7 protein-coding genes and 1 tRNA gene are annotated in these 13345 nt (G+C 57.3%); 5 read left to right on the top strand and 3 right to left on the bottom strand.

Annotation, left to right across the window (positions count from 1 at the left end; genetic code table 11):
* The first annotated feature begins 141 nt into the window (after positions 1 to 141).
* The 3 genes from BLR44_RS14895 to BLR44_RS14885 all read left to right on the top strand — a co-directional run bounded on the left by BLR44_RS14895 (position 142) and on the right by BLR44_RS14885 (position 3130).
* Complete coding sequence (locus BLR44_RS14895; RefSeq protein ID WP_176956059.1) at positions 142 to 1266, top strand: ABC transporter substrate-binding protein; 1125 nt, start codon at positions 142 to 144, stop codon at positions 1264 to 1266.
* A gap of 95 nt (positions 1267 to 1361) precedes the next feature.
* Positions 1362 to 1898, top strand: coding sequence for an ATP-dependent protease subunit HslV (gene hslV / locus BLR44_RS14890; RefSeq protein ID WP_089683289.1), 537 nt, complete (start codon positions 1362 to 1364; stop codon positions 1896 to 1898).
* Positions 1899 to 2023: 125 nt separating this feature from the next.
* Positions 2024 to 3130, top strand: a complete 1107-nt coding sequence (locus BLR44_RS14885; protein WP_089683287.1) for an SGNH/GDSL hydrolase family protein — start codon at positions 2024 to 2026, stop codon at positions 3128 to 3130.
* A gap of 1 nt (position 3131) precedes the next feature.
* Here BLR44_RS14885 and BLR44_RS14880 read toward each other — a convergent pair whose 3' ends face one another.
* Both BLR44_RS14880 and BLR44_RS14875 read right to left on the bottom strand, forming a co-directional pair.
* On the bottom strand, positions 3132 to 3722 hold the full coding sequence (locus tag BLR44_RS14880; RefSeq protein ID WP_089683567.1) for a riboflavin synthase: 591 nt from the start codon (positions 3720 to 3722) through the stop codon (positions 3132 to 3134).
* Positions 3723 to 3815: 93 nt separating this feature from the next.
* Positions 3816 to 4343: a DUF4168 domain-containing protein gene (locus BLR44_RS14875; RefSeq protein ID WP_089683283.1), complete on the bottom strand. Its 528-nt coding sequence runs from the start codon at positions 4341 to 4343 to the stop codon at positions 3816 to 3818.
* Positions 4344 to 4634: 291 nt separating this feature from the next.
* Between BLR44_RS14875 and BLR44_RS14870 the strand changes: the two genes are divergently transcribed.
* Together BLR44_RS14870 and BLR44_RS14865 are read left to right on the top strand one after the other, a co-directional pair.
* A complete protein-coding gene (locus BLR44_RS14870; RefSeq protein ID WP_176956058.1) occupies positions 4635 to 5846 on the top strand; it encodes a tetratricopeptide repeat protein in 1212 nt (403 codons plus the stop codon).
* Between the two features lie 68 nt (positions 5847 to 5914).
* Positions 5915 to 5987: transfer RNA gene (locus BLR44_RS14865), tRNA-Gly, on the top strand.
* 262 nt (positions 5988 to 6249) lie between these two features.
* Here the strand turns inward: BLR44_RS14865 and BLR44_RS14860 are convergent.
* Positions 6250 to 12921 carry a choice-of-anchor D domain-containing protein gene (locus BLR44_RS14860; protein ID WP_176956057.1) on the bottom strand — a complete coding sequence of 2224 codons (6672 nt, stop codon included), beginning with the start codon at positions 12919 to 12921 and terminating at the stop codon, positions 6250 to 6252.
* Between the last annotated feature and the right edge of the window lie 424 nt (positions 12922 to 13345).

Below are 13345 nucleotides of genomic sequence, written 5' to 3'. Positions count from 1 at the left end.
CGGAATGGATTAAATCAAAGCTTTACACGTTAGGGTCCAATTCGTTTGTGGAAAACCCCTTCGGGAAAAGCGCCGTGGATGTGCCACTTGAAAAATCCGTAGCATTGCACCATGAGTACAAAGGCGCGTATATTTTTTCTGATGAGTTTTTTATGGGTAGTCGTAACGGGATGTTGGGATCGGTCAGCAACGCAGCCGGTCGCCGAAATTTCGGGAGATACGGTGCTACCCGCGGCGTTGCAAGTGAAGTATGCGCGTGGCTTTCATTTCAGCAAACAGGAGGCGTATACGCTGTTGCACCTGCACCCCGGGGAGGATACGCTCACGTTGGTGTTGGTACCTCGCGATCAGTCCGGGTCGATTGCGCTGGTGGAATCACCCCGCATTTTGGTGCCTGTCCAGAAGCTGGTGGCGCTCTCTACTACTCACGTGGCGCTGCTCCACGCGCTTGGGGCCGATTCGGTCCTCTCCGGGTTGATGCGGCTGCAAGACGTCTACGAACCCACGATCCGCAAACGTGCGGCCGCTGGTAAAGTGGTAGAGGTGGGCGTGGCGTACGAGCCGAATCAGGAAGTGATTCTGGGCTTGTCGCCCGATGTCGTCATGGTGTCGGGAGGGGCCAGCGGAGAAAATCGGCGTCTGGAAATTGTACAGGAGGCAGGCATTGCGGTATTGCCCAACACCGAATGGCTGGAGCCGCATCCGCTGGGGCGTGCCGAATGGCTCAAGGTAATGGGGGCATTGCTCGGCCAGGAACACAAGGCGGCCCAGGAGTTTGAGCGCATCGCCACTGCTTATGAAACGCAAGCTGCCCTGGTGGACCGCGTCGACAGTCGTCCGACCGTGGTGGTGAACCTCCCTTACAAAGACACCTGGTTTGTGCCGGGCGGGCAAAATTACCAGACGCAACTGCTGCACGATGCCGGGGCCGATTATCCGTGGCACGATGCCGGGCAGCAACAGTCGCTGCCCCTTAGCTTCGAAGCGGTATATCCCATCGCCCTGGAGGCGGAGGTCTGGCTGAACACCGGTACCGCCACCACCCGGACCGCTATCCGCGAGCAAGATGCCCGGTATGCCGACTTCCGGCCGATGCAGACGGGCCGGGTGTACAACAACACGCGGCAGATGGACGCCGAAGGCCGGAATCCGTACTGGGAGCGCGGCGTGATCGAACCGCACGTGCTACTGGCCGATCTGATCAAAATCCTGCATCCGGAGTTGCTGCCCGACCATCAGTTGCAGTATTATCAGCAGTTACCTTGAAGATTTGTCAGGCCAAGTCGGCGGTTTAGGCAGAGTTTTACCTTCGGCACCATTCCTGTGCAGGCACTCCCTTTTTGAATGTAACTGAACGAATCATGAAAATACACGCCACAACCGTCGTCGGGATTTTGCATAACGGACAAATTGCGTTAGGTGCCGACGGACAGGCTACGATGGGAAATACGGTCGCCAAAAGCAACGTACGGAAGGTACGCTCGCTGATGAACGGCAAAATCCTGACGGGCTTTGCGGGATCTACGGCCGATGCCTTCTCGCTGATCGACCGGTTTGAAGAAAAACTCAACTCGTACGGGGGCAACATGCGCCGCGCGGCCATCGAACTGGCAAAAGACTGGCGTACCGACCGGTACTTGCGCCGGCTGGAGTCCATGCTGATCACGGCCACGCAGGGGGAGCTGCTCATCATTTCGGGAACGGGCGACGTGCTGGAACCCGATAACGAAATTGCGGCCATCGGTTCGGGAAGCATGTATGCACAATCGGCCGCGCTGGCCCTGAAAAAGCATGCGCCACAGCTCACCGCCGAAGAGATGGTGCGCGAAAGCCTCAACATCGCCGCCGACATTTGTATTTATACCAACCACAACCTGGTGATCGAAACGCTGAAGTAGCGTTCTGACCATCAACCTTCTTTAAAAGACCGGGCCGTTACGCGTCCGGTCTTTTTTTGTATCGGCAAGAGGGCGTGCGCCTGGGCCAAATTCCGTTACTTTGCCCGTTAACGCAATAGCTTTTCATGAACGCAAAATCTTTTGGGTGGCTGTGGCTCGTCATCGCGGGCTGTTCTTCCGTACAACCCGCCACCACCGACGAAGCGGTCCTGCCCGCCTCGGCACTGTACCCGGTTGGACGGAGCCTGCCTGCCCCGCACGGAGGCGTGGAGCTGATCGGCTCGGCCGTGCACGTGGGCTTCCGCTTTGCGGGTGATAGCTGCCGGGTGGTGGCGCACCTGACGCAGCCGGGAGCGCACAATTACCTGCAATACGAACTGGATGGCGTCTACCAGAAGCGAATCCGGGTAGCCGATACCAGCCGCAGCGAAATCACCATTCAGGCAACGGGCGAGGGGCCGCAGACGGTTTGGCTCTACAAAGCCACCGAAGCGCACACGGGGCCTATCATCCTGGACGAAATTGTGGGGCAGGGGGTGCGTTCCCTGAAGCGTCCCGAAGCTCCGTTCATCGAATTTATCGGCAACAGCATTACCTGCGGGGCCGCCGCCGACCCGTCGGAAGTGCCCTGCGGAACGGGCGTATACCACGATCAGCACAATGCTTATCAGGCGTACGGACCGCGTGTGGCCCGGGCGTTGGGCGTCAACTACCTGATGAGCTGCGTCAGCGGCATCGGGGTGTACCGCAACTGGAACAGCGACGGCCCCACCATGCCGCAGGTCTACGAAAAGGCCGATTTGCAGCAGGACAGTGAACGCATGTGGGAATTTGATGCCTACCGGCCTGCGGTGGTGAGCATTGCGCTCGGTACGAACGACTACAGCAACGGCGATGGCCAGCGTCCCCGGCTTCCTTTCGATCCTGAAGCATTTGTCAGCCACTACGTTGCGTTTGTGCAGCAGGTCAAGGCGCACTACCCCGAGGCGCAGATTGCCCTGTTGAGCAGTCCCATGGTGCAGGGCGGGCGGCGCGATACATTGCAGCAATGCCTTACCGCCGTGAAAACGCAGGTCGACGCGTTGCATCCCGCCGCGCGGCCCGTTGCCCTCTATTTTTTCGAGCCGATGCAAGCCAGCGGATGTACGGGCCACCCGAGTGTGGAGGAGCACGCCCGACTGGCGGAAGAGTTACGGCCGTTTTTCCGGAAGCTGTTGCAGCACACGAACTGACCTAGCGCCGGGCAGCCATGATTTTCTGGATGTATTTGCCCAGAATGTCGAATTCGAGGTTCACCGTGTCGCCTTCTTGCAGGAACTGGAAGGTGGTGTGCTGGTACGTGTAGGGAATGATCGTCACACGAAAGGCATCGGCTTCCGAGTGAAAGACGGTGAGGCTAACGCCGTTGATGGCAATCGATCCTTTTTCGACCGTCAGGTTGCCCGTCGAGGCATCGTACGCAAAATCGTAAAGCCAGCTGCCGTCGCGCGACTCGACGCGCGTGCAGGTACCCGTCTGGTCTACGTGGCCTTGCACAATATGACCGTCGAAGCGGCCGTGCGCAGGCATGCAGCGCTCCAGGTTCACGGCGTCGCCGGGGCAAAGTTTCCCCAGGTTGCTCTTTTGCAGCGTTTCTTCCACCGCGAGCACTTCGTACTGACGGTCCGCAATCTGGGTGACCGTCAGGCAGACGCCGTTGTGCGAAATGCTCTGGTCAATCTTGAATTCGGTGGCCAGTTCGGTTTCGAATGTAAAAATGCGGTTGGTGCCTTCGTCGCGCAGTTGGGTCAGGCGGGCCAGGGTTTCGACAATGCCGGTAAACATGATCAGGAAAAGTGAAGCACAAAGGTGCACGAAATAAAAGAAATGCCCTGACGGTTTCGCCAGGGCATCGGTATCGACAGTGGAAATGTGGGCTTATTTGGGCGTATCGGCTACGTCTTCCATCGCGCCTTCCTCTTCTTCGGTAGGCGTGGCCTGGGCCAGTTCTTCCACTTTGGTATTGATTTTAGCCTTCAGCTCAGGATCTTTCCGGGCGGCCTTCTTGATGTCATTATAGCGTCCCAGCTCCAGTCCTGTTGCCTTGATGGCTTCGGTGGCGTTGCTGTTCAGGCTCGCTTTGATATCGGTCATCCGATCTTCGATCTTCTGAAATTGCATCCGCTCTTCCTCAGGCACGGCCGTTTCGAAATCATCTTTTTTGCTGGCGCGGTTTACTTCGTTGTAGCGTTTCGGCTCCATGCCTTCTTCCTGAATGATGACCAGCAGGGTGTCGTTGATGCCCTTTTTCAGCTGATCGATCTCGTAAACCGACTGCGCATACAATTCTACTTCCTCGTCAGTAAAGCTCTCTCCGTCTTGCGCAAAAACGTTTGTGACCGCAAAAACGCTCAGGCTCAACAGCATCATAAGAAAACCCGAGATTCTTAACAGATTATATTTCATGTTGATGGTAAGGGTTGATTATTGAATTAATACAACGATAATAGATTTTGCAGAGTTTCAGCACGTATGCCCTAAGCTACATACGTTCGAAACTGAAATTTACCAAAAACTATGGTGAGGGCAAATTGTTCAGAAGGATGTTCGCCAGAAAAAGTCGATCGCGGGAGGGGCAGAAGGCTCCTGATTTCGAGCAAAATATTGAAAATACTAAACTTTCGTTCCGACGTTTGGTGTTGTGCTAGCAATCACCTTTTTGCAGATAACTCCTTGATTACAAGACTTTTTATTCTCATGTGTCTGGGGCTTCTCCTGGAACCGGCGTGGGGGCAGTCGGCCGACCGAACCGACTACCGGTCCGTACCGAACCGGGAAGCACGGCAATGGCTGGAAAAAGCGTACCTCGCCTACGACCGTGAGGCCTATCCGGAAGCGCTCCGGGCGCTGGATCAGGCCGTTATGGTGCAGCACGACCTGGTGGATGCGTACGTGTTGCGGGCGCAAACGCGCGAACACCTGAACGACCTGGGCGGCGCCATCACGGATTATTCGATCATCCTGCACCTGTCTCCTGCGTATTCGGAAGCGTTGCTTGGGCGCGCGCTGGCGCTGTACCATCAGGCGCGCTACGAAGAGGCCATCGCGGACCTGACGACGCTGTTGCACGTGCCGCCCGGCGAAACCAACGCGGTGTTGTTTTCGGGATCGTATGCGGCCGACGGCTCTTTTGAAGCGACGGGACTGACCACCGTGCAGTCGGGCATGCAGGCCGACTATCTGAATTACATCGGGCTGGCGCGTATGAAGCTGGAACAGTACGATTCGGCCCGTGCACGTTTTTCGGAAGCCATTGCGCTGCAAAGCTCGCGCCCCGACTATTGGGTAAACCGGGGGTTGGCACATTTGGCCCTGACCGATACGGCCCGCGGGGTGTCCGACTTTGCGGCGGCTGTTGCGTTGGATGCCGATCACGCCGGTGCTTTGCGGAACCTGTCGCTCTTGCGTTACACCAGTGCCGGTGCGGCCAAGGCCTACGCCCGGGCTTTGGAAGAGGGGCAGTCGGAAGAAACCCTGCTCCAGCGTGGCATGCAACATCAGGCCGACGGCGATTTTCAGGCCGCACTGGCCGCCTACGATCAGGCCTTGCGGTTGAATCCGCGTTCGGTGGACCTGCACATGCAACGCGCTTTTACGCTCGAAAAGCTGGAGCGATCCGACGAAGCGTTGCGCGCCTACGAGCGGGCGCTGGCGTTGCAGGCCAAGCCTGAAGCCTACCTGAACCGGGGAAACATCTACTTCCGGCAAAAGGATTATACGGCGGCGCTGCGTGAGTACGACCGGGCGTTGAACATGGACCCTTTAAATCCCAAAGCCTTTTACAACCGAGGACTGACGCGCCATTACCTGCGGCGGAATCAGGAGGCCTGCGAAGATCTGCTGCGTGCCAAGCAACTCGGGATGGAAGTGGCGGCCAAGCCGCTGGAGGTATGGTGCAACCGTCCCTGACGGAAGTGAAAAAAATAGGCCGACGTAGGTTTGTAGCGGACTTTTTCTAATTTTGCTCCCTACCGATTGCGAGAGTAGCTCAGTTGGTAGAGCATCAGCTTCCCAAGCTGAGGGTCGCGGGTTCGAGCCCCGTTTCTCGCTCCTGAATCCTCCTTTTTCCGGAGGATTTTTTTATGCCCTTTGCGTAACTTTCTCTGGGGCGGGCTAACCCCCGAAGCCACCGCCGGATGTATAGCGCTGGGCTTCTCTGGAACACGGATGTAGCTTGCTACGAAGGTATCTCCTTCCCACGGGGTGCTTGCGACTAAGTACCCGTATCAATATTAAGCTAAGCAATGGCTTTTGCACATAAAAAAAGCCCCGGCACTGAGCGCCGGGGCTTTTTGCTTGGGTTCTTCTTTTACTACAGTTTTTGGATACGCTGCATGCGCACCGTATTGGTTTCTTCGGAACGATCGCCAAACTCGATTTGCAGGATGTACATCCCAGCGGCCTGCTCTTGCAGTTCGAATTTCCACTGGGCTTTTTCCACCTTGATTTCGCGCAGGGTAACGCCCGTCAGAGAGATCACTTTGATGCTGCCGGTTTCGGGTTGCGGACCTTCGAAGGCCACGTTGTACGAACCGAAGCTCGGGTTCGGGTAAACCGACACGTTCACCGTGCTCCAGTCGACCGAGGCACTGCTGGGAGCTGCGCTGCGCACCAATGCGCTGTTGCAGTTCGATGCAGCTTCGCCAAGACCCGTCGGCATCACCGCGCTAGACGTCACACACAGTTTGTCGAGGTTGGTGTTCGGCTCACGGTACTCTACGTCGATGGTGTTAGCACCTGCATTCAGCTGTACGGTGCCGCCATCTTTCTCGTACCACACGTAACCGCCGTCGGGTTCCATTTCCCAGAGCACCCAGTTGCCGCCGTTGACGCGAATCCAGAATGAGTTTCGGTTGCTGCTCATCGCCCGGATCCGACCGAAGACGTGATAGGTTCCGGCACTGCTCACACTAAAGTTGAAGCGGACCCGATCGGCCGCCTGGCCCGATGGCGCGGTGCCATAACCGCTCTTCACGGTAACGATGGCATTGTTCGAAGCGCTTGAGCTGCTAACGGTGCTCCAGTTGCTGCCCAACGTTGCGCACTCGGCTTCCAGCCAGTAGGTGCTGGCCGCAGGAGGCGTCGGAGGTGTGGGCTTCGTAGTGCCACAGTTAGAGGCCGTATTGCCCAGGCCGGTAGGCGCGCTGGTACCTTTCGTGAGGTACAGCTTGTCGAGGTTCGTATTCGGTTCGCGGTACTCCACGTCGATCGTGTTGTAGCCGGCCGCCAGTTGCACGGCACCTCCGTCTTTTTCATACCACGTGTAGTCGCTGTTGACCGGCATCTCCCAGAGAATCCAGTTGCCGCCGTTGACGCGAATCCAGAATGAGTTCCGGTTGCTGCTCATCGCCCGGATCCGACCGAAGATACGGTACGTACCTGCCGAGCTTACGTCGAAGCTGAAGCGTACGCGGTCATTTGCCAGGCCGGACGGTGCTGAACCGTAGCCGCTCTTCACGGTGACGATGGCACTGTTCGAGGCGCTTGAGCTGCTGACGGTGCTCCAGTTGCTGCCCAATGTAGCACACTCGGCTTCCAGCCAGAGGTCGGTCGATGCCGGCGGCGGGTTGGTCCCGTTCGAAATCACCTGGATGATCACATCGTCGGTGGCCGTAGCCCCCTGGTTATCCGTGACGGTCAGTGTAATGGTATGCGTACCCACTGCCAGCGTCACGTTAGGCGTAGCGCCCGTCGCAATCTGCGTCCCGTTCTCGGTCCATTTGTAGCTGGTGATGCTGCCATCCGGATCGGACGAGCTCGCTCCGTTCAGGGCTACTACTTCCGAGCCATTGCCGTCGCTGTCGGTCACCGTTTTGTCGGCACCTGCATTGGCGGTGGGGTACTGGTTGCCCGAGCCACCCGTAATGGTCAGGGTGTAGCTCGACGTCACGGCGATGCCGTTCACATCAGTAGCGGTTACCACAATGTTGAGCGGGCTTGCACCACCGGCCGTACCGCTGAATACACCCGTTTGCGGGTTCAGGTTCAACCAGCCGGGCAGCGCACTGCCGTTGCTCAGTTTAGCGCTGTAGGTCAGCTTGTTGCCTGGGTAGCCCAGGTTAAAGTAGCTGGCAACAGGGTAGTTCAACTGCGAACCAGCGGCTACCGTCTTGTTCGGAATGGAACCGGCAGACGGATCGTTTGCAGGCCGAAGGTTGATGACGTAGTGAATGTCGTCCTGGAAGTCACAGTTACCGCTGTTCGATGAATTCACACGCGGATCTGTAGAACCACATCCCCAGCTACGGATCAGGTCACGCGCCACGATGTAGTGGTTCGGAATGACGTTGCCGTTGCGGTCCCGCACTTTATAGACTCGGGTGCCCAACATCCGTTTGTCGTTAGGATCCCATCGGCCGTAGGTGTGGTAGCCTTCGATGTTGATGTAGAAGGTACCGCTCACCGTGCTGGACGCTGCGCCTGCAATGCGCGTGTTGTCGTTTTGAGCACGCGGCAGGATCGACTGGCAGTAAGCGGAGTCAGAATCGTAAATGACACCGCCTACACCTTCCAGTTTGCCCAATTCGGCTTGCAGGAAGAATCGACCACGGCCGGCATCCCGGAGTTGCAGGATCTGGAAGGCATTGACCGGCTTGTTCGGATCGGCGCGCTTGAATTTGGTCGACAACACCAGGTCGCCGTACACACCGTTGTTAACATCCTGATCGGTAGGATAGTCGGAACCCAACTGCCCCATATCGGTAGTGAATCCGAATGCTTTCAGGATGTCCTGTGCCGAGGCTTCGGAGCCACCTTGTACGTTGGCCTGTTGCGAGCCATGCAGCGTGACGCTAACCGAGCCGTTGCCCGCGTTAGAAGCAATCTGCAGCGTCGACTTGAACAGGTGTTTGCCGTAGTTGGTGTTCCCCACAAACTTGAGGGTCACATCCTGATAGGCGCCCGGCTGTACCGAGAAGGTTGACGGCGTATTCTCCAGCACGAACTCTTTGCCCGAAATGGTCAAGCCGGTCACGTTCAGCACGCTGGTGCCTTCGTTATGAATCCGCATGACGTTTTTCTGATGCCACGCTTTCGACGAATTGTCCTTGCTGGTGCTCAGGTTATGGTTGAACGAGTAGTAGTCGTCAGCCGGGAACCCTACGCTGGTAAACGGAATCTTCGTCATGTTTTCGACCCGGATGAAAGGACCCGTAGCCGAACCGGAATTGACGTTTGCAACGATCTGCAGCGTTGCCGACGTAAAGTCAGGGGCCGATGCGGTCACCGTCGCCGTGTAGCTGCCCTGTGCCAGACCTGCCGTGTTAACGTCGAACGACATGGGGCTGCCTACCGACTTCTGCGGCAATACGACCCACGATTGGTTAGACGTGAGCGTCACGTTCGAGGCGTTGATGGAGCTGCTGGCCGTCAGGGTTGCGCTTTGCGGTGTAGAAGCACCGTTGTACGTGTTGAACGTCAGGTTGCCAGGGCTAAACGACAGGGTTTTGCCGCCGCCGGTGTTGCTGGTCGGCATGACGTTGCGGGCAATTACCACCACGTCGTTGTAATCGAAGCCGGTCGGGTTTTCTTCCGTCGCGATCAGGTACGTGTTGGCCTGGCCGGGTACCTGGTACACCCGTACGTGGTGAGGAATAGCACCTGAGAAAGTATTCAGGGCGTCTTCGCTAAACACCAGCCGGTTGTCGAAGTAAGGCCAGCGGCTGTAGAATCCGAACTCACTAATGCCTGGATCAAATTCCAGCGCACCGTCGGCAATGGGGTTGATGCTTTCTGCATACGTGTTGCTGACGGTAAACAGCGGGTTCAGTGCACCGGCGTTGCCGGACGGATACCATCCGAAAGCAACCGTCGGGTTAACTGCACCAGGACCGTATACGCTGATCAGTTCCAGCGTGACCGGCGCATCTTCGGCGCGTACAAAGCGCTGGGCAGAAACTTCCTGACCCAACAGGGGCGCACCGGGAGTTGACGAGTGGATGGGTTCTGATGCCTCGTTGTCGTCGCCGATGTTGATGAAGTTATCACCGAAATACGTATCGGCAATCCACTGCAGCGAAGGCTCGCCGTTGGCCGGCAGGCCGACTGCTTTCAGGCTGACCTGCTTGGGCGCTACGCTGCCCGTCGACGTAGCGATGGTCAACTGCGCGTACTTCGGACCTTGACCCGTCAGGGCGGCGTTGAACGTTACCGTAAAGCTCGACGTTTCACCGGGCGCGAGGGTGCTTTTCAGCGACGATTGGTTCACCGTGAAGCCTCCGGCATTGGTACCACTCTTGGTGATAGAAATGTTCGAGAGGTTGGCGTTCCCTTCGTTGGTGATGAACACCGTCTGCGGGCTGCTGGCACCGCCGCTGGTGTAGTCCTGGAACACCAGTGTTTCGGGGCTAACCGAAATGATCGGTGCAGGAGTAGAGGCGGAGTTGGGCTTCAGAAGCGTGATTTTGCTGGAGCCGTATTCCGAGACGTAAATGTTCCCGTTCCGGGTGTCTTCTACCAGATCGAGCGGATCGCTGAAGCCATTGAAGCCCGGGATACCGATGCGAGACGAGCCGATGTTGCCACTGGTGCCGTTGGGAAGCATGGCGACGATGTCGTCTCCACCGCTGTAGCGCACCACCAGAATGGCACCTTTCAGTTTGCCTCCTTCGGCGTTGCTTTTGTATTCGATCACCCCATTGGGCGAAACGTTGAAGCCGAAATCGTAAGCGGCGCCACGGTAGTTCGGGTCAGGTGCCGTTCCGAACGGATAGGCAGGCACGTCGATCGAACCGCGGTTCATCACGTACTCACCACGAAGCGGGTTGGGGTGGCCGTAGTAACCTACGCTCTGGGCCGGATCCACCCGGAACAGCCAGTCGCGCTGTACGACGTTGTTGGTCGTGGCCGGAATTTCTCCGAAGTTATAAGTCGTACCGTTGGGACGGCGTGTGCCGTTGACCGAAGCCGGTGTGTTGCTGCCACCCGCTGTTCCGTTGGCCGGAATATAACACTGGCCGTTTGTGTGCCAGATCAGGTCGTACGCATTCCGGATGCCCGAGCCGTAGATGGTCAGCGGCGAGTTGGTGGCATACGGGTTGTACGTGCCGTCGGACATGAGAATCGAGTTGCTGGGCGCGTTGTTGATCACCGACGGGTTGGTGGTCGTTTTGGCATCGAGCGGCCAGCTTGACTGCGGCAGTTTGTTCAGATCCAACCGCAGCATGGCAGCCGACAGAAGGCACTCCGAACGGTTCCCCCAGGCATTGTCGGGGGCACCGCCTGCGCTCGTGCTACCTTGCATGAAGTACAGCACGTTGTTTTCGCCGGGTTTAAAGGCGATGCTGTTGGTCAGGTGATCTTTGCGCGAGCGCGGCAGGTTGGTCACGACCAGTTGTTCGGTCTCCAGGTTAGGACCTGACAGGCGCGAAATTTTGCCATCCCATTCCGGGGCGTTGTTGAAGCCGGCAGAGCAATGCGAAACCCAGGCAATCAGGTTGCTGGCCGTTGACTTCGGATCGAACGTCAGGCCGACAGCCGTGCGGCTATTGGCATAGTTGGCTTTCCAGGAGCTGACCGCTTCTTTGTTGCTGAGGGTCCCATCGCTGTTGATGGTCCAACGGTGGATATCACCGAAAATCGTGATGCCGTACAGTTTGGTATCGGGACCGATTGTGAGCGTCGTGTACATGCTGCCCGACGCGACGGTGCCGTACTTGATGAACGAAACGCCATCGAGCGTACCGCCGTTGCCCGTGTTTGAGCCCGAGCCCGTTGTGAAGGTCGACGAGAACGGCTCGAATTCGACGCCGGTCAGGTCGCGTACGCCGTTGATTTCGAAGCGATACTGCGTGTTGGGTTCCAGCGAAGAAGCGGGCGTCAGGATGATGGCATCGCCACCACCAGTACCGTTCACGTTGGCCGGAACCAGGGTCGTGCCTTTGTACAGACGCACTGTGCTCTGGGTGATGGTTGTATTGTCCACCCCGTAGAGCCCATCGGCCGTTGCATTGGGCAGTTCCAGTTCGTTGGCTGAAATGCTGCTGTTAAGCGGCTGGTTGGTAGCGCCGTTGGCCGGTGTTACGCCCACCACGCGCGGCGTGCCGCTGCCCCCGCTGGTTGTGGGGGTGATGGTAACCGAGTTGATCTTCGTGTTAAAGCCACCTACCGCCGTCAGCGTCAGGCGTCCGTCGTTCACCGAAACCGTGACGCTGGCGCTTTTGTGCAGTGTAGCGCTGCCGTCGCCACCCGTCGGAATGTAACGGTTAATGGCCGTTACGTTCTCTACGTTAATGGTGTGGCGCGGATTGTTGCTCACCTCCGCGTTGGGGTCACCCACCATCACCGATACCGCATAGGTGCCGTTCGGGAGGGCCATTTCCCAGATCCCTTCCGTTTTGTTACCGCTGGTACCCGTGCCGTTGTCAATGTCCCCGTATTGCATGTGAATCAGGGTATTCTTCCAGACGTCGACGCCGCTTTTGTTCCGGTTGCGGGCATTGGTGGTCAGGTTCAGACCCGTCTGGCCATTCAGCGTCAGCCAGCCGTAGGTCAGACCGTTGCCGCGGTCGCCGTAGGCTTGACCGTAGTCTTTCAGCCAGCCGTTCGGTGTGGCCGTGGCCTGGTCCGAAAAGTTGATCTGATAGGCATTCGTAGCGGCGGCCGTAGCCGGAGCGTTGTCAGAAACCACCAGCGACAGCTCGACCGAGGTGCTTTCGTAGCCAGCTGCAGAGGCCGTTACGGTAGCTTGGTAGGTGCCGTACTTCAGACCGGCGGCATCGAACTCGAACACCAGCTCAGAGCCACTGGTATACGGAATGCCTGTCAGCAGTTTCTGATTGACTTTTAGCCAGGAGGGTGCCGCTCCTGATTTCGCGTCGACTGCCGTAAGTGTGGTACTGACCGGGTCGGTGTAGTCGGCTGTGCTGAGGTAGTTGTTCAGCGAGCCGCTTCCGTTTTTACCCAACTGCAGGGTATTGGGCGTTGATTCCAATACCAACGCGTGCGACTGGGCGAAGGCCACTGACCCACCCCAGACCAAGTACATAACAAGGAATGTAAAAAAAGTGCGAACGGTGAGTGCCCGCTGGAGTAAATGGGGGGGGGATACCCTTGCAGGGAAAGAACCTGCCGATCGAATCCCACTACTTTCGTGGATGTGTTTCATAGTTTTTTAAAAAGATGAGCTGAAAGAAGAACCAAGAACTTAATGGATATGGATTGTTGCGTAATGTCGTTGGCAGTCAGCGTTGATGCATCTGTGGCTACAGAATTGGAAGTTAAGGTTGGTTAACTCCGATTCTCGGGTTACAGGTTGTGGTAAGTGTGTTTCTCGAAAGCTCTACTTATCTCAGAAAGATGCCTCGCTGAGGTAAGAAAGCGTTATACAAACGTATACAGGCAAATAGCTAACTACTTGACCTTCAGGTCCCAGATATGTGAAGGCTGCAAGTTACCACTGCCCTCCAAAC

Origin of the sequence: Catalinimonas alkaloidigena (assembly GCF_900100765.1) — a bacterium.
Taxonomy (GTDB): Bacteria; Bacteroidota; Bacteroidia; order Cytophagales; family Flexibacteraceae; genus Mooreia; species Mooreia alkaloidigena.
The sequence above is the reverse complement of the archived record's forward strand: the minus strand, read 5'-3'. Positions and strand labels throughout refer to the sequence as shown.

Excerpts from the sequence above, each read along its gene's own strand:
- BLR44_RS14860 (WP_176956057.1), bottom strand. The coding sequence starts at position 12,921 with ATGTACTTGGTCTGGGGTGGGTCAGTGGCCTTCGCCCAGTCGCACGCG.
- BLR44_RS14875 (WP_089683283.1), bottom strand. The coding sequence starts at position 4,343 with ATGAAATATAATCTGTTAAGAATCTCGGGTTTTCTTATGATGCTGTTG.
- BLR44_RS14895 (WP_176956059.1), top strand. The coding sequence starts at position 142 with ATGAGTTTTTTATGGGTAGTCGTAACGGGATGTTGGGATCGGTCAGCA.
- BLR44_RS14870 (WP_176956058.1), top strand. The coding sequence starts at position 4,635 with ATGTGTCTGGGGCTTCTCCTGGAACCGGCGTGGGGGCAGTCGGCCGAC.
- hslV (WP_089683289.1), top strand. The coding sequence starts at position 1,362 with ATGAAAATACACGCCACAACCGTCGTCGGGATTTTGCATAACGGACAA.
- BLR44_RS14880 (WP_089683567.1), bottom strand. The coding sequence starts at position 3,722 with ATGTTTACCGGCATTGTCGAAACCCTGGCCCGCCTGACCCAACTGCGC.
- BLR44_RS14885 (WP_089683287.1), top strand. The coding sequence starts at position 2,024 with ATGAACGCAAAATCTTTTGGGTGGCTGTGGCTCGTCATCGCGGGCTGT.